Source organism: Humibacter ginsengisoli, from assembly GCF_054780095.1.
Window position 1 is genome coordinate 92,111 of record NZ_BAAGWZ010000002.1, and the last position, 22,276, is coordinate 114,386.

Below are 22,276 nucleotides of genomic sequence, written 5' to 3' on the forward strand. Positions count from 1 at the left end.
TACGCGCTACGCATCGAGCGCGTCCCGCAGCAGCGAGATGAGGGCATCCAGCTGCACCGAGCCGGCCGATCCGGGCTCGACGTCCACGGCGTCCAGCGCGCGCAGCGCAAGCGACTGCTTGGAGTCGATCAGTTCGGCGATCTTCGCGTCGATGGTCTGCGCTGCGATGATGCGCCAGGCGGTCACGGGCTCCTCCTGACCGATGCGGTGCACGCGATCGATGGCCTGCGTCTGCTCCGCCGCGGTCCAGCTGAGTTCCGCCAGCACGACGTTGGATGCCGCCTGCAGGTTCAGCCCGACGCCCGCCGCGGTCAGCGAGCAGACCGCGACCGACACGCCAGGATCGTTGTTGAACGCGTCGATCTCCCGCTGCCTGGCGAGTGCCGTCTGGTCGCCGCGGATAGACACACTGCGCAGCTGAAGTGACGCGAACGCCTCTTCCGCCTGATCCATCACGTCGATGTGCTTGGCGAAGAACACCACTTTGCCGACAGAGCGGGCCAGCTGAGCCGCGTAGTCCGCGGCGAGCGCCGCCTTCGCCTGGCCGATCTTGCGCACCATGGTGAAGACGTTCTCGCCGGTCTTCGCGCCCTTCGACTCCTCGAGCTCGGCATGGGCGACCATGCGGATGAGGTGCTCGCGCCGCTCGTCGGCGTCGCCGGAGACCGACTCCCCCACGCCGGCGGTCTCCGCACGGCCGTAGCGCTGCACGAGGCGTGCGGCCAGTTCGCGTTCTGCGGCCTTGATGGAGCGGCCGAGATCGTCGTCCAGTTCGACCGGCAGGTCGACGACGCGGCGCGACGGCAGGTCGGCGGCCACGTCGATCTTCTTGCGACGCACGATGCCCATGTCGATCACCGATTCCCTGGCCGCCGTGTAGAAGCCGGGATCGGCCGGGGTGAGATCGGTCTCGTCGAGTCGTTCCATCAGCTCGGCGGTGGGTTTCGTGCCATCGATCCAGCCAAGGAACTGCCAGATCGCCCGGAAGTCGTCGATGTCGTTGATCAGCGGCGTTCCGGTGAGCGCGATCATGAGGGGGTCGGCGACGGTGTGCCGGATGGCATCCGCCAGTGACAGCACGTAACGGGACCTTTGCGAGTGCAGGTTCTTGATGAAGTGCGCCTCGTCGACGACCATGCCGCGGAAGCCCAGCTCCGACAGCCAGGCGAGGTGGCGATCGAGCACCTCGTAGTTGACGATGACGACGTCGGCGAAGGCATCCAGCCCCTCACCGTCGCCGTGGATGACCGTCGCGCGGCGGTGCGGAGTCCACAGCTCGACCTCACGCGCCCAGTTCATCTTCACGACATTGGGTACGACGGCCAGCAGCGGGTAGGCACCGGCGACGGATGCCGCCAGCACCGATTGCGCGGTCTTGCCGAGTCCCGGCTCGTCGGCGAGCAGGAAGCTGCGGTGCCCCTGCCGCACCGATTCGACGAAGCGGGCCTGGTGCTTCATGAGTTCCATGCCAGCGGGCGAGTATCTGTCGATCTTCGGTGCGGGCGGCAGCTCCATGCTGGCCGCACGTCCGCCCGCTCCGTACTCGAACGATTTGAAGAGCGGGCCGAGCAACTCCCAGGAATCGAGCCTGCGCCGGGGGGCGGGCGCCGACTGACTCGCGAGCGCGAAGTCCGGGGCGAGGAAGGGGTTGGAGAGTTGCTTGGCGCGCACGGACTGCGGGATGACCTGCTTCTGCGCGAGCTCAGGCGAGAGCAACACCTCCTGCTTCGGCTTCGGCGCCTCTGTGGTGATGATCAGGTCGTCCGGCTCCAGTTCGGCGCCGGACTCCAGCAGCCAGTCCCTGCGCATCTTCTGCGCGGCCGGACTAGGCGGAGCGGTGGACTCGAGCAACGAGATCAGCGAGGTGTCGCGTGCCGCCGTCTTCGCCAGGATGGTGGCGATGCCGTCGAGGCGCTTCAGCTGCTCGGCGCGCGCCGACTCGCTCAGTGAAGGGTCGGACTTGGCGCGACCGCGTTCCTCGCGCATGAGCAGCGCGATCACCTGGAATTTGGTGCGGTTCGTCGGTCCGAGCTTCTTGCCCGTCGTGGCCTTCGACTCGACCTCGCGCACGCGTCTGGCGAGCACGGGGATGAGGCCGTCGTTGTTCGAATGACGGGAGCCGGAACGGCGTGATGCCTGGGCGGTGCGATCGCCGGTGTTCGGCATGATCCTCCTGTGCGTGAGGGCCCGGTGCGAGACCTGGGCCGCTCCTGGTGGGGCTGCCGGGGTGGCGGCATCCGTCCGCATGGGTTCTTCGCGAGTCACGAGAAGACGATGACCACGAGACCGATGCGAGGCGAGTGAAGCCCGAGTGTCGCCTGCGATGCAGCCGACGAGACTTGAAGCGGATGTCAGAACCCCGACGCTGGCTTATTTTACGGCACGCGCGCCCGTTGCGTCACTTCGACCTGCGCGGGTCGGCGGGAGCCGTCACTTGCGACCGGAGTTTCCGCTTCCGGTCCCGCCTCTGCCTCCGCGTTTGCCGTCGTAACGACCGGCGGGACCCTGCTTGCCCTCGTCGACGGGAACCTTGATGGAGACTCCGGCTGCGATGAAGACGATGGCACCCGCCAGATGCAGAAGTCGCAGCCAGAGATCCGGGATCGAAAGCGGCCATACCGGGTTGAACACGATGGCGATGGGAATGAGACCGGCGAGCCACCAGTAGTTCTTTCCCTGCACGGCGAAGACGCACATGATCAGAGCCAGGATCGCGACCGCATAGAGCACCCAGATGTACCAGCCACCGTGGATCAGCGCCAGCCCGGCGATGAGGACGATCGCAGCGATCAGCCCGGGCAGCAGAGCGAGGCGGGCACGGGTTGGCTGGGACTGGGGGCGCGACATCGCCTGAAGCTTACCCGCGCGTCGTGTGCCGGGGCTCGACACGGTGCGACCGGCCGAGCCGGTTCGCGCAGGCACGCCGAGGCGGCCCTCGGCGCGTGCGGGCTGAGCCTCGCACTCTCGGGGTGCGCCGAGGGCCGCGCGGGCGCGAGCCATGCGTCTGAAGGAAGCGGTGCGGCCAGGGCCGCGCCGGTTCGGTCAGCAGCGACCCTTGCAGAGCAAGAAGCCGAAGCTGTCGGCAGTGTCGACCACCACCGTGACGCGGCTCGCGGTAAGCAGCGCGCCGAATGCCGTTTCGGAGACCGGGAGAGTCTCGAAACGGCGACCTTCGGCATCCGCTGCCAGTCCGGCGACGGCGAAGGAGATGTCGCTGAGCTCGTTATCGCCTTCGATGACGATGGGCGCATCCGGGTCGAGCGGAGTGACCTCCAGCACGGCCATCGCGACCTGTTCGACCGCTTCCTGGCCGACGCGGATGCCTGCGGGCACGTCGTGCCCGGGGCTGACGATCGCGATCCACGCGCCGCTCGGGGCGGCGTCGAGCGCGTGCAGCAGCGCACCGGAAACGATCGGTGACAGATTTTTGAGCATGCGGGTGCCTCCTCGCGCCTTCGGGTGGCGCAACGCCTTCGGGTGGCGTTTCGGGTCTGGTGAGGATCCGTCGACAGTCTAGGAAGAGCATGAGAGACCGAGACAGTCCCCTCTTCGGGGACCGGCCCTCTCATCGGCTGCCCGTTCGCGCCGGGATCAGCCAGGAGTTCGGGCGGCACGGCCTACCCTGGGAGCGTGATCGAGGACATCAAGAAGCGGGCGCTGCACCGCACGCGCATCCTGTCCGGCCAGTTGCGCGGACTCGAGAAGATGATCGAGAACGAGGACTACTGCGTCGACATCATCACCCAGTCGCTCGCCATTCAGAAGTCCCTCGGTTCGCTGAACAAGCTGCTCGTGGAGAACCATCTGCGAACCCACGTCGCCGAACAGTTCGAGGCGGGCGGCGACCAGCGTGAACGCGCGGTCGAGGAACTGCTGCGCGTGTTCGAGCTCGCCAACAACCGAGGATGACCATGGCAGGCAGCGGCACCGTTCGCTCGGTGAACGACGTGCGCTTCGAGACCGTGCTCGGCGACATCACGCAGCAGCGGGTCGACGCGATCGTGAACGCGGCGAACTCGTCGTTGCTGGGCGGCGGCGGCGTGGACGGCGCGATCCACCGCGCGGGAGGTCCCGAGATCCTCGACGAGTGCCGCGCGATCAGACGGACGCGCTACCCGGAAGGGCTGCCGACGGGCGAGGCCGTCGCGACCACGGCCGGGCGTCTGCCGGCGCGGTACGTCATCCACACAGTGGGGCCGGTGTGGTCGCGGCACGAAGACCGCACCGGGCTCCTGCGAAGCGCGTACTCCAGGTCACTCGAGGTTGCGGGCGAGCTGGGCTCGGCATCCGTCGCATTCCCGGCGATCTCGGCCGGTGTGTACGGCTGGCCCATGGACGACGCCGCCCGGATCGCCGTGAGCACCAGTGTCGAACATGCCGGCGAGGTGGCGGGACTCGAACTGGTTCGGTTCGTGCTGTTCTCACCGGATGCCCTCGCCGCGTTCGACCGCGAACTCGGTTCCGTCGTCGAATAGACGCTGCCGCAGCGGGCGCTCGAGAGGGGCACTGGCCCGCTCGAACGGATTCGGAACGCGTCTACCTGCGGTGCCGCACGTGTTCGCGTGGGATGAGGATGGGCCGGCTCGACGGCGGTACGCGGTGCAGCGTCTCGAGGGCGACGTGCAACTCCTCCGCCCATACCTTGTAGCCGCGGTCATTGAGATGCAGCGAATCGTCGGAGTATTGCTGGTCGATCCCGCCGTCATCCGCAGCCAATGCCGGCCACAGGTCGAGGTACTGTGCGCGCACGGTGGAGGCGAACTGCCACAGATGACGGTTCACGTCTTTGATCGTGTCGGCATACGCGGCCTCGCGCGGCATGACGGATTGAACGAGCAACTGCGCGCTCGGCAGCGCCTTGCGCAGCGAGACCAGGATCGTCTCGATATTGCGCACGATGTGCTCGGCCGATCGTCGCCACGCGAGATCGTTCGTGCCGATCAGGAGCACCACGGTGTCGGGTTCGAGGGCGATGATCTCGTCGAGACGCGCCAGCACGGCATCCGTCGTGTCGCCGCCGACGCCGAGGTTGCGCGAGCGCTCACCGGGGAACCATTCGTCCCACCGGCCGCCGGCCGTGATGCTGTCACCCACGAACACGGTCGACACCTCGTCAGACATGTCGCTCCCAACGCCTCAGGAACTCCATCTTCGCCTGCGAGCCTGAGCGCGCGCCACCACTTGACGAACGATCGCGGAGGCTGCTTGCGCCTACGCAGCGCCGATCAGCGCATGCTCTTGGTGTGCCAGACGGTCTTCGTCTCCACGAAGGCGGTGATCCGCTCCAGCGAGCGTGCCTCCGGCTCGCCTCCTGCTGGCGGCAGCACCCGTTTCAGCGTCTCCGCCGCGGCGATCTGCAGGTCGACCCAGTCCAGGTCGCCGGCACCGGTGAGATCCAGGGCGTTCACGTCGGCGTGAGAGGCCAGCCACGGCGCAATCTCCGCCGCCGATCCGGTGAGCACATTGACCACCCCGCCTGGCACGTCGCTGGTCGCCAGCACCTCCGCGAGCGAGATCGCCGACAACGGATGCCGCTCGTCGGCCACCACGACGACCGCGTTGCCGGTCACGATGGCCGGCGCGACCACGGCGACGAGCCCGAGCAGCGAGAGCGAGCCCTGCGGAGCGATCGCGGCGACGACCCCCGTCGGCTCCGGAACGGAGATGTTGAAGAACGGGCCCGCGACGGGGTTGGCATTGCCCGCGATCTGCGCGTACTTGTCCGCCCAGCCGGCGTACCAGACCCAGGTGTCGATGGCCTCGTCGACCTGCGCCGCGGCATCCTGCTTCGAGAGCCCCTCGGATGCCTGCACCTCGTCCACGAACTGCGCACGGCGCCCCTCCAGCAGCTCAGCCACCCGGTAGAGCACCTGCCCTCGGTTGTACGCGGTAGCCCCCGACCAGCCGGAGACCGCCTTGCGAGCCGCGACGACGGCGTCTCTGGCATCCTTTCTGGATGCCTTCGCGGCATTGGCGAGGAACGTTCCGTCGACGGCCAGCACCTCGTAGCTGCGACCGGACTCGCTGCGCGGGAACGCGCCGCCGATGAACAGCTTGTAGGTCTTCGGCACGGCGAGGCGCGTCATCGGGCGGATCCCTTCTTGGGGGCGGCGACCCGTTTGGCCGCCTTGGGTGCATCCGTCTTAGACGCCGCGTCTTCGAGGCTGCCCGACCCGCTCCGCGAGGCGATGCCTCGCTCCACTCCTGCTTCCGCTCTTCTCGGCGTCGCCGGAGACGGCGCCAAGTATGCGGCCAGCCCGTGGCGTCCGCCCTCGCGCCCGTAGCCGGATTCCTTGTATCCGCCGAACGGCGACGCCGGGTCGAACCGGTTGAACGTGTTCGCCCACACCACGCCGGCGCGCAGCCGATCCGCGACGGCGAGGATGCGGCTGCCCTTGTCGGTCCAGATGCCCGCCGAGAGGCCGTACGGCGTGTTGTTCGCCTTGGCGATCGCCTCGTCGGGCGTGCGGAACGTCAGCACAGACAGCACCGGCCCGAAGATCTCCTCGCGCGCGATGCGGCTCGAGGTGGAGACTTTGTCGAAGATCGTGGGCGCGAACCAGAACCCGCGATCGGGGATGGCGCACTCCGCGCTCCAGCGTTCGGCGCCCTCGGTCTCACCCACGTCGCTCAACTCCCGGATGCGTGCAAGCTGCTCCGCGGAGTTGATCGCGCCGATGTCGGTGTTCTTGTCGAGCGGATCGCCCAGTCGCAGGGTTTTCAGGCGCGTCTTCAGCCTGTCGACGACCTCCTCGTGCACGCTCTCCTGAACGAGCAGGCGGCTACCCGCACAGCACACATGCCCCTGGTTGAAGAAGATGCCGTTCACGATGCCCTCGATCGCCTGGTCGATGGGTGCGTCGTCGAACACGATGTTCGCGGCCTTGCCGCCGAGCTCCAACGTGACCTTCTTGCCGGTGCCCGCGACCGCACGCGCGATCTCGCGACCCACTGCAGTTGAGCCCGTGAATGCGACCTTGTCGACGTCGGGGTGATTCACGAGCATCCTGCCGGTCTCGCCGGCGCCGGTCACGATGTTCACCACCCCGGCGGGAACGCCGGCCTGCTGCACGATCTCGGCGAACAGCAGCGCAGTCAGCGGTGTGGTCTCGGCGGGCTTGAGCACGACCGTGTTGCCCGCGGCGAGCGCCGGCGCGATCTTCCACGCGAGCATGAGCAGCGGGAAGTTCCACGGGATGATCTGGCCGGCAACGCCGAGCGCGCGCGGCGAGGGCCCGAGGCCGGCGTGATCGAGCTTGTCTGCCCATCCGGCGTAGTAGAAGAACCAGGCTGCCACGAGCGGAACGTCGACGTCGCGGCTCTCTTTGATCGGTTTGCCGTTGTCGAGGCTCTCCGCCACCGCGAGCTCGCGGGCGCGCTCCTGCACGATGCGGGCGATGCGGAACAGGTACTTGCCCCGGTCGGCGCCGCTCATGCGCGACCACACCTTCTCGTACGCCCGGCGGGCTGCCTTCACGGCGAGGTCGATGTCATGCTCGTCGCCCGAGGCGATCTCGGCGATGGTCTCCTCCGTCGCCGGCGAGATGGTGCGGAAGGCGTCGCCGTGACCGTCGACGAACTCGCCGTCGATGAAGAGGCCGTAAGTCGGCTTGAGGTCGAGGATCGCGCGCGACTCGGGTGCCGGCGCGTATTCGAGGAAGGTCATGGTCGGAAAGCTCTCTCCTGCGGGCCGGGCTCAGTCGATGGTCACGTAGTCGGCACCGGAGTAGTGCCCGGTGGCGAGCTTCTGGCGCTGCAGGAGCACGTCGTTCAGCAGGCTTGAAGCGCCGAACCGGAACAGGTGCGGATCGAGCCAGCGCTCGCCAGCGGTCTCGGCGACCGCGACGAGGTAGCGCAGGGCATCCTTCGACGAACGGATGCCGCCTGCTGGCTTCACCCCGACAGTCTCCCCGGTGAGCCGGTGCCAGTCCCGGACCACCTCGAGCATCAGCAACGTGACCGGGAGGGTGGCGGCCGGGGACACCTTCCCGGTGGACGTCTTGATGAAGTCCGCACCGGCGAGGATGGCCAGCCAGGATGCCCGGCGCACGTTGTCGTAGGTGGCGAGCTCGCCGGTCTCGAGGATCACCTTGAGGTGCGCGCTGGAGCCGTCGGGACGGCGGCACGCCTCCTTGACGGCGACGATCTCGTCGAACACCTCGCCGTACCGTCCGGAGAGGAAGGCGCCTCTGTCGATGACCATGTCGATCTCGTCGGCGCCCGCGGCGACGGCGTCGGCGGTGTCGGCCAGCTTGACGTTCAGCGACGCCCGGCCGCTCGGGAAGGCGGTGGCCACGGCGGCGACTCCGATCGTGCCTCCTGCTGCCCTGTTGGCAGCTCCCAGCGCCTCGACGGCAACCGGCACGAGATCGCCGTACACGCACACCGCAGCAACCTGCGGACACGTCGGATCAGCAGGGTCGGGGAGGATCGCCTTGGCCACCAGCGAGCGCACCTTGCCTGGGGTGTCGGCGCCCTCCAGAGTCGTGAGGTCGATCAGCGAGACGATCGTGTCGAGCGCGCGCCGCTTCGACGACGTCTTGATCGAGCGGGTGGCGAGCGCCGCGGCTCGCTGCTCGAGGCCGACGGCGTCGACGCCGGGGAGCCCGAGCACGAAGCCGCGCAGACTCCGCTCGCTGAGCTCGGAGCCGACGACCGTGCGTGCGAGATCCAAGGTCATGATGCACGCTCCGCCACTGCCGTCTGCTGTCGTACCGCGCCCTGGGGCGCGCCGGCGGGCATCCGCTCGTCCGTCGCCTCATCGAGAAGCGCAGCCGCGGTCAGGTCGTCGGTGATGAGCACCGTGCACAGGCCGTTGGTGACGAGCGCCCTGGCCACCTCGTGCTTGCCCTCGCCTGCGACGACCGCGATAGCCGTCTCGGACGCCTTGATCCGTTCAAGAGACAGCCCGACCGTACGAGAGTCCAGCTCGGCGTCGACCGGCCTGCCGTCCGCGCCGACGAAGCGCCCGATCACGTCGCCGACCGCACCCTTGCAGACCAGTCCCTCCACCTCCTCCGCGGTGAGGTATCCGCTGTGAACGAGAGCCGAGTCGGGGCCCGCGACACCGGCGCTGAACAGGTACGCCTCGGCGTGCGCCGCGCGATCGAGCACACCTGCGATGGCACGGTCGTGCTCGATGCTGCGCTTGGTCGCTGTGTGCTCGAGGATCGCGGGGATGGGCAGAACGTGCGCGGAACCGGCTGCCTTCTGCGCGATCACGAGCGCCGTCGCAGAGGCGGTGTCGCCGTATTTCGTCAGGCTCAGTCCACCGTTGATCTGCACGACCCCGACGCCGTGCGCCCAGCCGCGCGGGAGGCACGCCGCAACATCGTGCATGGTGCGTCCCCAACTGACTCCGAGCGTCTGCGGCGCCGGGCGCATGGCGGTGAGGTAGTCGGCGGCGGCCTGTGCGACCCGGCGCTGCAGTTCCTCCGGCGAGGAGACCCCTGCGGAGGAGGCGACCACGATGTCTTTCAGCCCGTACCGTTTCTTCACCGCCTGCTCGGCGAGCACGCGCCGAGCCCTGGGATGCACGATCTCGATGCGCACGATGCCCGCAGCACGCGCCTGGGCAAGGAGCCGGCCGACCTTCCAGCGCGTGATGTGCAGCGCGGCACCGATCTCGTCCTGCGTGCGTCCCTCGTCGTAATAGAGCTCAGCCGCGCGCACGGCGAGAAGTTCATCTGAGGAGTTCATAGCGTCTTCCAGACTACGAAGTGCTCCCACTTATGAGCAACGCGGCGGCATTCTCTTGCTCTTTTGCGCACACTTCATCGTCAATGCAGCGTGCGGCCCATGATCGTGCGAGTCAGCGCGGCGACCGGTTCGGCCGCCGCACGCGGATTGGCCAGCAGGCTGAATTCGACCTGGCCGAGCTCGGGCAGGCCGAGCCGGTTCGTCACCTTGACGAGATCGTTCGGGATGATCGTGCGCGGGAACGGCGCGACGCCCAGGCCCGCGCGCACCGCCGCGAGCACGCCGTTCACCTCGCGGGTGTTGCACGTGATGCGCCACACCCGGCCAGCGGCCTCGAGCGCGTCGATCGCCATCTGCCTGCTGATGCTCGGGTCCTGGTACGCGATCAGCGGCACGGTGTCGTCGGGACCGAGCACGGTCTTGTCGAGCCCCATCCAGACGAGGTCGTCCGTGCTCACCCGGTCACCCCCCTGCGAGCCGGCCATCTGCTTGATGAAGATGAGGTCGAGTTGCCCGGCCTTCAGCCGCCGATGCAGCGGTGTCGACTGGCTCACGGTGAGCTCGAGGTTGATCTGCGGATACGCCTGGCGGAAGTCCCGCAGGATGCTCGGCAGCTGCGTGATCGCGAGATCGTCGGCCGCTCCGAAGCGAAGCCTTCCCCGCATGGCCGTGCCGCTGAAGTAGCTGTCGGCGGCGGCATGGGCGGCGAGGATGCTGCGAGCGAACCCCGCCATCGCGTCCCCATTGTCGGTCAGGCGCACCTGGCGGGTGTCTCTGTCGACGAGCATTCGTCCGGCCGCCTTCTCGAGGCGTGCGACGTGCTGGCTGACCGTCGGCTGGCTGAGCCCGAGCCGCTCGGCCGCCCTGGTGAAACTGCCCGTCTCTGCCACCGCGAGGAAGGTGGCCAGCAGGTCCGGATCGAACATGATCGAAGCATACATTCACGAACCCAATAGGAGTTATAGGTCCGATTGCCTGGGGGAATGATCTGAGCTTGATTACCGTTGGAATACACGTTCGACCAGCCTCTTATTCGAAAAGCCCTCGTGACAGCCACCTCCGCAACGCATTCAGCCGAAAGCCTCCTCACCGCTCCCATACCCGTGCTCGACCGACGCCCGTCGTGGCGGGACATGTTCTCATCGCTGCGCGTGCCGAACTACCGGCTGTACGCCGGAGCGCAGGTCGTCTCCACCACGGCGCTCGGCATGCAGCGGGTGGCGCAGGACTGGCTCGTCCTCCAGCTCTCCGGAAGCGTCGCCGCAGTCGGCGTCACCGTGGCCATGCAGTTCACGCCGATGCTGGTCTTCGGCCTGCTCGGCGGCGTGATCGCCGACCGGTACCCGAAACGGGTGCTCCTTATGCTGACGCAGTCGACGGCGGCGCTGCTGGCAGGCATCCTGGCGGTGCTCATCCTCACCGACACGGTCCAGGTCTGGCACATCTGGCTGCTGGCCTTCATCGGGGGATTCGTCACCGTGGTCGACAACCCGGCACGTCAGGTGTTCGTGAACGAGATCGTCGGGCCGAAGCTGCTGCGCAATGCGATCAGCCTGAACTCGTCAACGTTCCAGCTCGGTGCCCTGATCGGTCCGGCAGTCGGCGGAATCGCGATCAGCGCGGTGGGCAGCGGCTGGGCGTTCGTGATCAATGGATGCGCGTGCCTGGTCGTCGTCGGAGCGCTCGGCATGATGAACACCAAGGCCCTGTTGCACACGCCCGTCGCTCCGCGCGGCAAGGGGCAGCTCGCGGAAGGGCTGCACTACGCGGCGAGCAAGCCCGCCATCCTGTTCACGATCATCACGCTCGGCGCCGTGGCGATGTTCGCCTACACCATGCCGGTGCTGCTGGCCGCCTACGCGAACGACGTCTACAAGGTGGGCTCCGCCGGATACGGATTCTTCAACGCCCTCGTCGCCGTCGGCGCACTCACCGGTGCGGTGCTGTCCACCCGCCGGGTGGGTGTCAGCCTGCGCCTCGTGATCGGCGGCGCTGTCGTGCTCGGGGTGGTACAGGCATCCGCAGCGCTCTCGCCCGACATCGTGGTCTTCGCGCTCCTCATGGCGCTCAGCGGCGCGGCGAGCCTGCTCTATCTGACCAGCGCGAACTCGCTCGTGCAGATGTCGACGAACCTCGGCATCCGCGGCCGGGTGATGGCGCTGTACATCATGGTGCAGCTGGGCGGCCAAGCCCTCGGCGGCCCCGTGATGGGCTGGATCGTCGAACGCTTCGGTCCCGACTGGGGCCTGGCCGTCTCCGGCCTCGTGCCGCTGACCACGGCCGTCGTGATCGCATTGCTCGTCATGCGCCGCTCGCACCTGCGGGTCGCGGTTCGACGTCAGGGAGGACGGATGCCCGCTCTCACGATCGTCTCCCGCGACCCCTCGTAGCGCGTACGGGACGAGGCTCGCGCTCCCCTAACCTGGTTTCATGACCCCGCCCCTCGCTCTCGCCGTCGACTTCGGCGGCACCAAGGTCGAATCCGCCCTCGTCACTCCCGACGGTGAGGTGGTGCCCGATTCGCGGCACCGTGCACCCACCGGACGCGAGGCGACGAGCGAGGAGTTGCAGGCATCCGTTCGCGAGGTCGTCGAGCGGGCGCTGGACGCCGCCGGCGGAGACGAGCTGGTCGGAGTCGGCATCGGATGCGCCGGCCCCATCGACAGGGCCCGCGGGCTGGTTTCGCCGCTGAACGTTCCGAGCTGGAGGGACTTCGACCTGCGCTCGTTCGTGGAGTCCGTGCTCGCCGATCGCGGCCTCGAGCTGCCGGTGACACTCGAGATGGACGGCGTCGCCATCACCATGGCGGAGCACTGGGTGGGTGCGGCGCAGGGCGTCGGCAACGTGATGGGCATGGTCGTCTCCACCGGGATCGGCGGCGGACTCATCGTCGGCGGCCGGGTCATCACCGGGCCGACGGGCAATGCCGGGCACGTCGGCCACGTGGAGGTGGCAGGGTACGAGGGCGAGGACACGTTCGGCAAGGCGACGTCGCTCGAGGCGATCGCCAGCGGCCCGCACACGGTCGCGTGGGCGCGGCGTCAGGGATTCCCCGGCACGAACGGGGAAGCGCTGGCAGCGGCGTACCAGGCAGGCGACCCCGTCGCGAGAGCCGCTATCGAGCGCACCGGCCGCGCGGTGGGACAGGCGATCGCCAGCGCCACGGCACTGCTCGACCTGGAGCTCGTCGCGATCGGCGGCGGGTTCTCGCAGGCGACGCCCGACCTCTTCGACGTGATCAACGCGACTATCGCCGAGCACTACTTCGGCTTCGTGCGCAAGGTGCGGGTCGTGCCATCCGGTCTCTCCGGCGAGGGTCCCCTGATCGGTGCCGGCGCGCTCGTGCACCGTGGGGAGCTGCTGCCGGCACTGTAGGACGACTTCGTCGACAGGACGCAAGGCGCTTCCCCGCCGAGAACATGACGGCTTGGCCTGCTTTCGGCCTATCGTCCTGTTGACGGGATGCGCCTCAACGGGGCGACCGGGCGGCGACGTGGTCCTCGAGCATGCCGGGGCGTGCGACGACCGTTCCCGCGAAGACGACGGCCACGGCCGTCGCCAGCAGGAAGATCAGCGGCCAGAGCCAGCCTCCTGATACATCGTGGAGCGCACCGACGACGATCGGCCCCAGCGCGCCCAGAACGTACCCGAGGCCTTGCACGAATCCGCTCAGTGCCACGGCGCCTTCGTGGGTGCGGGTGCGCAGATTGATGAGCACGAGGCACAGCGGGAAGAGCAGCGGTCCCAGCCCAGCGAGAACGACCCAGAGCCAGGTCGCGACACCGGGCCAGAGGATGAGCCCCAGGTAGCCGACGATGAAGAACGCCGCCCCGAGATAGACCAGCAGGCCCACGTTGCGCATCCGGCTTGCGAGCGCGGGAATCAGCAGGCTGGCGGGTATGCCGATTCCGGCATACAGCGAGAGCAGCGCACCGGACTGAGCGGCGTCCGTGTGAGCGGTGTCGTGCAGCAGCTCCGGCAACCAGGCGAACAGGGCGTAGGCATTGAGCGACGACGCGGCGAACGTCACCGCCATCGCCCAGGCCAGCGGCGCATGCCACACACGGCCCATGGCCGTCGTCCCCGGTTCCTCGACCTCGGCGTCCACGCGGCGGGCATCCGGCCGTCGTACGAGCACGGCCAGCCACGGCAGCGCCGCAATCACGCCGAGCACGGCCCACATGCCCACCGAATAGCGCCAGCCCGCCGAGTCCGCCACTGGCACGGCGAGCAGCGGCGGAACGAGCGTGCTGACCGCAAGCACCGTGGCATACAGGGAGGTCATGAGCCCGACACGGTCGGGAAAGTAGCGCTTGACGAGCGGCGGCAGCAGCACGTTGCCCACCGCCATGCCGGCGAAGGTGAGCACGCTGCCGCCGACAAGCATCCAGAACGAGACCGACAGCCCGCGCAGCACGTCGCCCACCACGATCGCCGCCAGCGAGACCAGCAGCACGACCTCGAGGCTCGCCCTGCGGGTGAACAGCGGCGCGACGATTCCGAAGACGGCGAAGCAGATCGGCGGCAGCGCACCGAGCAGGCCGATGCCGGCGGCACCGAACGGAACGTCGTGCGTGATCTCGCCGAAGATCGGCGAGAGCGCTGTCACGGCTGCACGCAGGTTGGCGGCGACCAGCAGGATGCCCGCGAAGGCGAGCGTTCGTCCGGCCCAGAGGGGACGTGTCCCGAGCGGGGCGGCTGGGGTGTTCGGCTGGGTCACACCCCAGTATTTCATGCTGGACGCGGGCTCACGCGACGGGTGGCAGGCAGCGCAGCACCGTCAGCGTGCCGCGCAGCGTCAGGTCGCCCGCGGCGTACGGCACGAGGACGGTCTCGCCCTTGGACAGCACGATGGCGCCGTCGTCCCACTCGAGCAGGCCCTCGCCCTCGAGTACCACGAGCACGCAGTATCCCGCGGCGAATGCGAACGAACCGTGGATGCTCACCCGCTGAGCCCTGAAGACGGCGTCTGCCTCCGCAGGGAACAGGTCGGTGAACTCGGTTTCTCCCAGCAGGCGTGTGATGCGCGATGACCGGAACTCGATCAGCCGATCCTCGGAGACGGCCGAACGGTTCACGTCGGAGAGAGCCGTGGCCGCATCCAGGCCGAGCAGCGCGGCGTCGCGGTCGAGTCCCGGATAGCCGTCGTACTCCACGAGGATGGACAGATCGACCGGCTGCTGCAGCTCGACCAGCGTGACGCCCGGTCCGATCGCGTGCGGCATGCCGGCCGGCACGTGCAGCGTGTCGCCCGGGCGCAGCTCGACGCGGTTCATCGTGGCGAGCATGGCCGGCACATCCTGCCGTTCGAACCACCCGAGCAGTTCGTCGTGGCTCACGTCGCGGTCGAAGCCGAGGTAGGCGTGTCCGACACCCTCGGTGGCGACGACGATCCACGCCTCGGTCTTGCCGCTGGCGTGCGCGAGCCTGTCCCGCGCGAACGAGTCGGACGGGTGGTAATGCACGAAGAGCCGCTCCCTCGTGTCGAGCAGCTTGACGAGCAGCTTCGGATCCGCCCCGAACGCGCGCACGTGCTTCTCACCGAAGTAGTCGACCGGGTGTGCCGCGAAACCGTCACGCAGGCTCGTGCCGTCCGGGAGAACGGTGAGTCCGACGCCGCCGCCCGCGAATACCTCGGTGGCGGACGCGACGAAGTCTTCGGGCATCCGTTCGGCCGCCGCATCCTGGTTCTCTTGCAGCCCACGAAAGCGAAGGATGCCCTCCCCTCCGCGGTACGGCCGCGCTGCCGGCCGGTTCGGGCCGAGCACGACCGGGGCCGTTCTCGTCGGAACTGAAGGGTCCGCAACTTCGCTCGTCATCGGGCGTGTCCCTCTCTCAGTGGTGCCGTGCGACTCGTTCAAGGCTAAGCGGACCGCCCCGGGACCGGAGCCGCGTGCCAAGATGTTGCGCGGACGAAGGGCTGAGCATGCGACGGGACTTCGGAGAGCAGATAGCGAGCACGCTGGTGCAGCTGGCGGGCATCCTCGAGGGGCTCGAACCCGATGAATGGGGCTCGCAGAGCCTCTGCGACCGGTGGACCGTGCGCGACGTCACCGGGCACATCGTGTGGCGGGTCGGCAGCTCGTACTCCGAGATGCTCAGCACAGTGCTGCCCATGCTGACGCTGTCGGGAATGAGCCTCGACTCGCTCACGGAGGCGGTCAGCAGACAGGAGGCGGAGGCGACGAGCCCTGACGAGCTCGTGCGCCGGCTGCGTCGCATCGCCGCTCTGCGGCTCGCCGGACTCGGCCGCACAGGAATGACCGACCTCGTCGAGACCGTGGTGCACACGTACGACATCGTGCAGCCGCTCGGGATTCCGATCGAGGTCGAGCCGGATGCCACTCGCCGCATCGCGCTCCGCGGGCTGATGCTCGCCTCTGGCGATCGACGCGAGGTCGTGGCCACCCACACGCTGTACGCCACCGACGCCGGCTGGGCGATCGGCCCCGGTCGGTCGGGCAAGGGCCGCATCATCGAGGGCAGTGCGCAGGGCATCGTGCTGTACCTGTTCGGCAGGCGGCCGTTGAAGGCCCCGACCAGGTGAGCCGACGCCGCAGCGCAGGCGACGCACCCCCCGTCCGACAGTCGCAGCCGCTGTGTGACTCGTCTAACGCGAGCGACGGGGCGCTGCCCCGCGGCGACCTTTCGCCGCGGTGACTGCATCGCGGCGTCGATGAACGACGATCGCGAGCACCGCGACGACGACGGGCACGATGAGGCGCCAGCCGCCGAACGGCACGGTGATCAAGAGGAGCAGAAACGCGATGACCGCGACAACCCTGGTGCCGCCTTTGAAGATGCGGATCGCGGCGGCCGAACCGAGCAGATAGGTCGCGAGAACGAGCACGGAGGGGATGAAGACGATGTCGTCGGTACCCCAGCCGAACAGCGCAGCGCCGAGGAGTCCCGCAGCGCCGATCGCCCCCACGGCGAGTACCGCGTAGCCGGGCACCCGGTTACGGCTGTGACGGGTCAGAAAACGGGGCGCCCAGCCGTCTCTGCCGAGCGCATAGCCGAGCCGGGAGACCGAGGTCACGAAAGCGTTGGTTGTGCCGAGGCATATGACAGCTGCAGCGATCGCGACCGCGTCGACCGCGGAGACACCGAGTCCGTGCTGGATGATTGCACCGAGCGACACGCGGTCGAGCGCCCGGCTGCCATAACTGCCCGTTCCGACGACAGCGAAGGCGACACCGAGGTACAGCACGGTGATGATCGTAACCGTCAGCAGGGTCGCCAACGGGAGGGTGCGCCGCACGTGGCGGAACTCGGCCGACAGGTGCGCGATCGCCTCCCAACCGGCGAACGCGAAGAACAGAACGACGACGGCCTGCCCGATGCCGACCAGGCCATGCGGGGCGAACGAGCTGAAGTTCGCCGCGTCGATCTGTGGCAGAGCCACAATGATCACCCCGACCAGGATCGCCCCGACACCGAGCGCGAGTCCGACCTGCACACGCGAGCCGATCTTCACCCCCACGAGGCTCGCGACGACGGCCAGCGTGAGAACAGCAGCGGCGAAGGCCGGCGCCCACCGCTGATCGAGGCCGAACGCCGCCGCTATGTAGTACCCGGCCGTCAGCGGAACGATCGTCTGGCCGACCGAGCCGGCGATGAAGTACCACCAGCCCGTGATGCCGCCCGCAGCCGGCCCGAACGCGCGTGCCGCGTAGGTGGCGACGCCGCCGGCATCCGGGAACCGAGAGGCGAGCGCCGCGAACGTGAACGCCAGCGCTGCCCCGATGAGGGCGCTGAACCCCCAGGCGATGAGTGAGGCCGGCCCGGCAAGCGTCGCGGCCTGTCCCGGGAACACGAGCACGCCCGCCCCAAGGATGGCGCAGACGTAAAGCGCCACACCCTGCCCCAAGCGGATCGTCCCTTCCTCGTGCGATGCGGCGGCCGTGGGCTGTTCTGCAGACGATTCGAGAGTCATGGTGCCATTGCACCGACTGCGCTCGTGGCTGACGAGCGGCATAATGGCCGCCATGCGCAACGGAACAGACATCCATCGCGTGGCCGTCGCAGTGACGCCAGGTGCACCGATCTTCGAACTGGTTGTGCCGTGCGAGGTCTTCGGGATCGCGCGTCCCGAAATAGCCGACCCGTGGTACGGATTCGCACTGTGCGCGACCGTTCCCGGGGCTCAGGTCGCCAGCGGCTTCATTGCAGCCGCGGCCTCATCGCTCGACGATCTCGTGACGGCGGACACCGTGATCGTCCCTGCGTGCACCAACGTGCACGTGCGCCAACCCGCTGACCTCGTCGAGGCGGTGCGGGAGGCGCACCGTCGAGGCGCGCGCATCGCGTCGATCTGCTCGGGTGCGTTCGTGCTGGCCGAGGCCGGCCTGCTCGACGGGCGACGCGCGACAACGCATTGGATGCATGCGGCCGAACTCGCTCGCCGTTACCCGCGGGTGCAGGTCGACGCGACGGTGATCTACGCCGAGGACGGCGGGATTCACACGTCAGCCGGCACAGCGGCCGGCATCGACCTCTGTCTCGAACTCGTGCGTCAAGATCACGGCAGAACGGCGGCCAACGCTCTCGCCCGGCGCATGGTGACCCCGCCTCATCGCACGGCAGATCAGGCGCAGTTCATGCTCGCTCCAGTCGAGGCGCACGATTCCAAGTCGCTCTCGGAGGCGACGCAGTGGGCGATCCAGCACCTGCATGAGCCGATCAGGCTCCGAGACATGGCGGCTCGTATGCACCTGAGCGAACGGCAACTCACACGCAGGTTCCTCGAAACCTATGGGCGGACACCCGGCGACTGGCTCGTTCGTGAGCGCGTCCGTCGCGCGCAGGAATTCCTCGAACGCACCGACTACACCGTCGACGCGATCGCCGCGCAGTGTGGTTTCGCCACCGCAGCCGGGCTTCGCGCCGCATTCAATAGGCATCTGCACACCTCTCCCAGTGACTACCGCATTGCCTGGACGGCATAGCCACCTCGATGAGATAGCGATGCCGGTGCGGCGTGGGCCGCTGATCTCGTGGCGTGTCAGCCCTCGGCGAGGATCTCCGACGCCTCTTCGACGTCGGCCTTCATCTGCGCGATCAGCGGGTCGATGCCGTCGAAGGCGACCATGCCGCGGATGCGCTCGGCGAACTCCACGTCGACCACATGGTCGTACAGGTCGATCTCCTCGCCGATGACGTAGGCCTCGACCTGTCGCTGCGGCACGCCTTCGAACGTCGGGTTGTTCCCCACCGAGATGGCCGCCGGGTGCCGCACGCCTCCGTCGATCAGCCATCCGGCATAGACGCCGTCCGCCGGGATCAGCCCCTCGCACTGGGGCGACAGGTTCGCGGTCGGAAACCCGAGCTGCCGGCCGCGCTGCGCACCGTGAACCACGACACCGCGTACGGTCGGCGGATGCCCGAGCAGCACTCCGGCGTACGCCACGTCGCCGTCGGCCAGCAGTGACCGCACCCAGGTCGACGAGACCCGGTCGTGACCGTCGGGGCGAACGTCGTCGATGAGCTGCACGTCGAACCCGTCACGGGCGCCGAGCCGGCGCAGCAGGGCGACGTCGCCCGCACCCTTCGCCCCGTACCGGAAGTCGCTGCCGACCAGGAGCGTCTTCGCGTGCAACTTCGACACCAGGTAGCGCTCGACGAACTCCTCTGCGGGAACGCGGGAGAGCCCGAGATCGAACGTGAGCACGAGCACCGCGTCGATGCCGGTCTGCTCCAGCAGTTCGAGCTTCTGCTCCAGGCTCACCAGGTCGTCGGGGCAGCGCTCTGGCGCGACGACCGACATCGGGTTGCGATCGAAGGTGACCACGACCGACGCCAGTCCCTCGCGGCCGGCGACGGACAGCAGCCTTCCGATCACGGCACGATGCCCGAGATGCACGCCGTCGAACTTGCCAACAGTGACGGCGCTCGGACCGAAGTCGGCGGGGATGTCGTCGATCGACCGGAAGACCCGCATGGCTTCGCCGTCGTCGCTCACGCGATGGCTCATGCTCGTCCGGCGGCGGCCGCGCCGCCGGCCGGGTCGTCGGTGACCGGAACCGGCTTGTGGCGAGCGAGCCAGAGCATCCCGAGCACGGGCAGCACAAGTGGGATGAACAGGTATCCCGCGCCGTACACCGACCACACGGTGGAGTCCTGGCCGAACGGGTCGATGGCGCCCATGCCGATCGCGTCGGGCGCGAACGTGCTGAGCGTTCCGATCACGAGCACACCGGCGAGCTCGATCGAGATCGTGATCCAGGCGACGCGATACCAGACTCGGCCGGGGGCGATCAGCGCGATGGTGGCGACGATGTAGACGAGGGCCGAGAACGCGGACAGGGTGAACGCGACGGGTGCCGCCGAAAAATGGTCGGCGATCTGGTACGCGCTGCGTCCGGTGGCCGCGAGCGCGAGAATGCCGTAAACGGCCACCAGCACTCGACCGGCTCCGGTCATGCGGCGGGTGGTGCGAACGGGCGCACGGGAAGCGGGGCTCGCGGAGGGGTTCTCGGACATGTCACTCCATTATCGCGTGCGGTCACGGGGTGCCCGGCACGAACCAGATCTGTCCCATGCGGTACGTCATGACGGCGATCGCGAGGCCGACCACACCCAGCACGACGGCGCTCCACCTGGTGCGCTCGATGAGCGCCCAGAAACCTCCCGCGATCGGAAGCAGCAGGGCAGAGATGAGGTAGATGTAGAACTCGTCGAGCGATCCGCGTGGTTCGTTGCCGATGATCGGCGCCACGATCGTGACGACGAGCTGGGCGATGAGCAGCACCTCGACGAGCGCGATCGAGCCGAGGGTGAGGTCGTTCGGCGGCCGTCCGATGAAGCCGACGACGAGGCACAAGATGCCTGCCAGCACGGCCACGATCACCTGCACGGCGGTGAACCACTCGATCAACGCGTCTCCTCTTGAGAGTCGGACTCCGCAGCCTGCTCAGCGGGGAAGTTGACGATCGTGCGCACCCGACCGTCCTTGACGGAGGCCAGTCCGATCAACCGTCCGTCCGGCGCGATCGCGGCTGCGGTCTCGGCGTCGGCCCCGTCCACGACGATGCGCTTGCCGTGTCCGAGATCCACCGCTTGGTCGTCGGTGAGGGCGAGCACCGGGAAGAGCGCCGACGCGGCGGACGCGGGCCGCTGCAGTGCAGACGCGACGTCGAGATCCGCGAGAGGGCGGGCATCCTCGATCGCGAACGGCCCGACCCTCGTGCGCCGCAGGGCGGTCAGATGACCGCCTGTGAGCAGGGCTACGCCCAGGTCACGGGCAAGGGCGCGCACATAGGTGCCGGACGAGCACACGACGCGCACGTCGACGTCGAGCGCCAAGGCATCGCCGACGGATGCCTGCCGCGAGTCGAGCACGTCGAAGGCCGACACGGTGATGCGGCGCGGTTTCAGCTCCACCTGCTCCCCCGCACGCACCCTCGCGTACGAGCGCTTGCCGTCCACCTTCACGGCGGAGACGCTGGAGGGCACCTGATCGAGCTCGCCGGTGAGGTGCGCGACGGCATCCGTCAGCCGCTGCGGTGAGATCGCACGAACCCGGTCGGCCGGCGCCCAGCCGAGTGTCTCCCCCTCGGCGTCGTCGGTCGTCGTCGATGCCCCGAGCCGGATCGTCGCGAGATACTCCTTGTCGGAACCGACCACGTAGGTCAGTAGCCGCGTCGACGCCCCGAGCCCGAGCACGAGCACACCGGTGGCCATCGGGTCGAGCGTGCCGGCGTGTCCTACCTTGCGCGTTCCGGCAAGCCGGCGAACCCGTGCGACGACGTCGTGGCTGGTCCAGTCCGCGGGCTTGTCGACGAGCAGGATGCCGTTGGGCCCGCTCACGCGGTCGCCCGGGCGGGCGGCTGCGCCTCGTCTGCGCCGGTAGCTGTGCCCGTGACCGTGTTCACCACGATGTCCAGCTTGGTGCGGAACGTGTGCTCGAGCAACTCGGGGATGCACGGGTCATCTGAGTCGTGCTGATCCACCATCCGCATCGCGATCAGCACGTTGAAGAGCATGCCGTGCGCGAGGAATCCGAGCAGCTCGTCCGGCTCCATGCCAGCGCCGTTGCGCAGCAGGCGGTAGATCGCGAGGAAGCCTTCACGAGCCTTCTCGCCGATGACCGGCTCGTGGCCCGAGATGAACGACTGCATGAGGCAGAGCAGGATGCCGCGATCCCGGATCAGGTCCGCGTAGGCCATGCCCAGCCGGGTTGAGGTCTCGTCACGAGTCTCGCCGAGCTCCCGGGACTCCGTCAACGCGTGGTTGAACGCCTCGAGCAGTTTCTCGAGCGCCCTGTCGAGAACGGCGACGAACAGGTTCTCCTTGCTGCCGAACATCCGCACCACGTACGGCTGGCTGATCCCGGCTGCACGGGCCACCTGATCGGTCGTCGCGCCGACGTACCCGCGCTCGCCGAACACGCGGCTCGCTGCGGCCAGGATCTGTTCGCGGCGCACCGCCGACGGCACCCGCTCCTGCTTCACCGGCTCGCGATCCTTCGTCACGGCATCCGTCTCATCCGGGGTCACGCGGTCGGATTCGCTGCTCATGGTTGACATGTTATCAGTCGATTACTACAGTCCATCTTGTAATCATTCGATTACCTCCG

Annotated in this window: 23 protein-coding genes; 6 read left to right on the top strand and 17 right to left on the bottom strand. The window is 68.3% G+C overall.

Annotation, left to right across the window (positions count from 1 at the left end):
• Window positions 1–6 precede the first annotated feature (6 nt).
• From ACYVI5_RS02815 to ACYVI5_RS02825, 3 genes are all read right to left on the bottom strand, one after another.
• Window positions 7–2,166, bottom strand: a complete 2,160-nt coding sequence (locus ACYVI5_RS02815; protein WP_460579210.1) for a DEAD/DEAH box helicase — start codon at window positions 2,164–2,166, stop codon at window positions 7–9.
• Between the two features lie 264 nt (window positions 2,167–2,430).
• Complete coding sequence (locus tag ACYVI5_RS02820) at window positions 2,431–2,847, bottom strand: DUF6804 family protein (protein ID WP_460578901.1); 417 nt, start codon at window positions 2,845–2,847, stop codon at window positions 2,431–2,433.
• A gap of 195 nt (window positions 2,848–3,042) precedes the next feature.
• Window positions 3,043–3,435, bottom strand: coding sequence for a hypothetical protein (locus ACYVI5_RS02825; protein WP_460531578.1), 393 nt, complete (start codon window positions 3,433–3,435; stop codon window positions 3,043–3,045).
• 195 nt (window positions 3,436–3,630) lie between these two features.
• Between ACYVI5_RS02825 and ACYVI5_RS02830 the strand changes: the two genes are divergently transcribed.
• Both ACYVI5_RS02830 and ACYVI5_RS02835 read left to right on the top strand, forming a co-directional pair.
• A complete protein-coding gene (locus ACYVI5_RS02830; RefSeq protein WP_460531575.1) occupies window positions 3,631–3,909 on the top strand; it encodes a metal-sensitive transcriptional regulator in 279 nt (92 codons plus the stop codon).
• 2 nt (window positions 3,910–3,911) lie between these two features.
• Complete coding sequence (locus ACYVI5_RS02835) at window positions 3,912–4,475, top strand: macro domain-containing protein (protein ID WP_460531572.1); 564 nt, start codon at window positions 3,912–3,914, stop codon at window positions 4,473–4,475.
• 61 nt (window positions 4,476–4,536) lie between these two features.
• On the opposite strand, the gene ACYVI5_RS02840 is transcribed toward ACYVI5_RS02835, so the two are convergent.
• From ACYVI5_RS02840 to ACYVI5_RS02865, 6 genes are all read right to left on the bottom strand, one after another.
• A complete protein-coding gene (locus ACYVI5_RS02840; protein WP_460578902.1) occupies window positions 4,537–5,121 on the bottom strand; it encodes an SGNH/GDSL hydrolase family protein in 585 nt (194 codons plus the stop codon).
• Window positions 5,122–5,225: 104 nt separating this feature from the next.
• Entirely contained in the window at window positions 5,226–6,086 is an 861-nt protein-coding gene (locus ACYVI5_RS02845; RefSeq protein ID WP_460578903.1) for an aldehyde dehydrogenase family protein, read from the bottom strand.
• Window positions 6,083–7,666, bottom strand: a complete 1,584-nt coding sequence (locus ACYVI5_RS02850; protein ID WP_460578904.1) for an aldehyde dehydrogenase family protein — start codon at window positions 7,664–7,666, stop codon at window positions 6,083–6,085. The genes ACYVI5_RS02845 and ACYVI5_RS02850 overlap by 4 nt, the downstream gene beginning before the upstream one ends.
• A gap of 30 nt (window positions 7,667–7,696) precedes the next feature.
• Window positions 7,697–8,680, bottom strand: coding sequence for a 2-deoxyribose-5-phosphate aldolase (deoC, locus tag ACYVI5_RS02855; RefSeq protein ID WP_460578905.1), 984 nt, complete (start codon window positions 8,678–8,680; stop codon window positions 7,697–7,699).
• Entirely contained in the window at window positions 8,677–9,699 is a 1,023-nt protein-coding gene (locus ACYVI5_RS02860; RefSeq protein ID WP_460578906.1) for a sugar-binding transcriptional regulator, read from the bottom strand. Before ACYVI5_RS02860 ends, deoC begins: the two co-directional genes overlap by 4 nt.
• 80 nt (window positions 9,700–9,779) lie before the next feature.
• Window positions 9,780–10,625, bottom strand: a complete 846-nt coding sequence (locus tag ACYVI5_RS02865; RefSeq protein WP_460531554.1) for a LysR family transcriptional regulator — start codon at window positions 10,623–10,625, stop codon at window positions 9,780–9,782.
• A 120-nt stretch (window positions 10,626–10,745) separates the two neighbouring features.
• Between ACYVI5_RS02865 and ACYVI5_RS02870 the strand changes: the two genes are divergently transcribed.
• Together ACYVI5_RS02870 and ACYVI5_RS02875 are read left to right on the top strand one after the other, a co-directional pair.
• Window positions 10,746–12,089 (top strand): MFS transporter, encoded by a 1,344-nt coding sequence (locus tag ACYVI5_RS02870; protein WP_460531551.1) that lies wholly within the window; start codon window positions 10,746–10,748, stop codon window positions 12,087–12,089.
• 40 nt (window positions 12,090–12,129) lie between these two features.
• A complete protein-coding gene (locus ACYVI5_RS02875; protein ID WP_460578907.1) occupies window positions 12,130–13,074 on the top strand; it encodes an ROK family protein in 945 nt (314 codons plus the stop codon).
• A 94-nt stretch (window positions 13,075–13,168) separates the two neighbouring features.
• Here the strand turns inward: ACYVI5_RS02875 and ACYVI5_RS02880 are convergent, their stop codons facing one another.
• Together ACYVI5_RS02880 and ACYVI5_RS02885 are read right to left on the bottom strand one after the other, a co-directional pair.
• A complete protein-coding gene (locus tag ACYVI5_RS02880; RefSeq protein WP_460531545.1) occupies window positions 13,169–14,419 on the bottom strand; it encodes a CynX/NimT family MFS transporter in 1,251 nt (416 codons plus the stop codon).
• 28 nt (window positions 14,420–14,447) lie between these two features.
• A complete protein-coding gene (locus ACYVI5_RS02885; RefSeq protein WP_460578908.1) occupies window positions 14,448–15,518 on the bottom strand; it encodes a class I mannose-6-phosphate isomerase in 1,071 nt (356 codons plus the stop codon).
• A 107-nt stretch (window positions 15,519–15,625) separates the two neighbouring features.
• Between ACYVI5_RS02885 and ACYVI5_RS02890 the strand changes: the two genes are divergently transcribed.
• Window positions 15,626–16,246 carry a maleylpyruvate isomerase family mycothiol-dependent enzyme gene (locus ACYVI5_RS02890; RefSeq protein ID WP_460578909.1) on the top strand — a complete coding sequence of 207 codons (621 nt, stop codon included), beginning with the start codon at window positions 15,626–15,628 and terminating at the stop codon, window positions 16,244–16,246.
• Between the two features lie 63 nt (window positions 16,247–16,309).
• On the opposite strand, the gene ACYVI5_RS02895 is transcribed toward ACYVI5_RS02890, so the two are convergent.
• Complete coding sequence (locus ACYVI5_RS02895; RefSeq protein ID WP_460578910.1) at window positions 16,310–17,635, bottom strand: APC family permease; 1,326 nt, start codon at window positions 17,633–17,635, stop codon at window positions 16,310–16,312.
• 52 nt (window positions 17,636–17,687) lie between these two features.
• Between ACYVI5_RS02895 and ACYVI5_RS02900 the strand changes: the two genes are divergently transcribed.
• Window positions 17,688–18,647 (top strand): GlxA family transcriptional regulator, encoded by a 960-nt coding sequence (locus ACYVI5_RS02900; protein WP_460578911.1) that lies wholly within the window; start codon window positions 17,688–17,690, stop codon window positions 18,645–18,647.
• A gap of 56 nt (window positions 18,648–18,703) precedes the next feature.
• Here the strand turns inward: ACYVI5_RS02900 and ACYVI5_RS02905 are convergent, their stop codons facing one another.
• Genes ACYVI5_RS02905 through ACYVI5_RS02925 form a run of 5 tightly spaced genes read right to left on the bottom strand, consistent with a single transcriptional unit; the run spans window position 18,704 to window position 22,217 of the window.
• Window positions 18,704–19,639: a bifunctional riboflavin kinase/FAD synthetase gene (locus tag ACYVI5_RS02905; RefSeq protein WP_460579211.1), complete on the bottom strand. Its 936-nt coding sequence runs from the start codon at window positions 19,637–19,639 to the stop codon at window positions 18,704–18,706.
• A gap of 29 nt (window positions 19,640–19,668) precedes the next feature.
• Window positions 19,669–20,181: a hypothetical protein gene (locus tag ACYVI5_RS02910; RefSeq protein ID WP_460578912.1), complete on the bottom strand. Its 513-nt coding sequence runs from the start codon at window positions 20,179–20,181 to the stop codon at window positions 19,669–19,671.
• Window positions 20,182–20,203: 22 nt separating this feature from the next.
• Window positions 20,204–20,575 (bottom strand): hypothetical protein, encoded by a 372-nt coding sequence (locus tag ACYVI5_RS02915; protein WP_460578913.1) that lies wholly within the window; start codon window positions 20,573–20,575, stop codon window positions 20,204–20,206.
• Window positions 20,572–21,507, bottom strand: a complete 936-nt coding sequence (truB, locus tag ACYVI5_RS02920; RefSeq protein ID WP_460578914.1) for a tRNA pseudouridine synthase B — start codon at window positions 21,505–21,507, stop codon at window positions 20,572–20,574. Before truB ends, ACYVI5_RS02915 begins: the two co-directional genes overlap by 4 nt.
• On the bottom strand, window positions 21,504–22,217 hold the full coding sequence (locus ACYVI5_RS02925; RefSeq protein ID WP_460578915.1) for a TetR/AcrR family transcriptional regulator: 714 nt from the start codon (window positions 22,215–22,217) through the stop codon (window positions 21,504–21,506). The genes truB and ACYVI5_RS02925 overlap by 4 nt, the downstream gene beginning before the upstream one ends.
• Window positions 22,218–22,276: the final 59 nt, after the last annotated feature.